The following is a 527-nucleotide window of genomic DNA, read 5'->3' as shown; positions in this document are numbered from 1 at the left end:
TGCTGGACTCGGCCGGGACGTGCTCCTTGACGCGGGAGGCGACGCAGGGCCCGTACTGGTTCGACGTCGACTCGATCCGCAGCGATCTCCGCGAGGACCGTCCAGGAACGACGCTCCAGCTTGCGCTGCGTGTGTGGGACGCGTCCTGTGAGCCGCTGGGGAACAGCGTGGTGGAGATCTGGCACTGTGACGCCGGAGGCATGTACTCCGGCTTCGAAGTGGCTTCGGGAGGCGCCGGCGGAGTGTCCGACGGCTCCTACAGCGAGGGGGTGCAAGAGGCCGAGCCGAGCGACGACGGCACCTACCTGCGTGGCGCCCAGGTGGCCGATGAGAACGGGATCGTCCAGTTCACCACGATCTATCCGGGCTGGTACACGGGCCGCACGGTTCACATCCATCTGAAGGTCCACGTCGACCGTGAGAATGTGCTGACCACGCAGCTCTACTTTGACGACGAGCTGAGTGACACGGTCTTCTCGATCTCGCCGTACGACGAGCACCCCAACCGCAACACTCGCAACGACACC

General features: G+C 65.3%; 1 protein-coding gene. It reads left to right on the top strand.

Annotated features, from left to right (window positions below; all coding sequences use genetic code 11):
* Positions 1-26: 26 nt before the first annotated feature.
* A partial coding sequence (locus ELR45_RS36985; protein ID WP_205856075.1) for an intradiol ring-cleavage dioxygenase occupies positions 27-527 on the top strand: 501 nt, incomplete at its 3' end.

Origin of the sequence: Phytoactinopolyspora endophytica (assembly GCF_004138495.1) — a bacterium.
GTDB classification, from domain to species: domain Bacteria; phylum Actinomycetota; class Actinomycetes; order Jiangellales; family Jiangellaceae; genus Phytoactinopolyspora; species Phytoactinopolyspora endophytica.
Note: the sequence above shows the minus strand (reverse complement) of the source record. Positions and strands in the feature narration are given on the sequence as shown.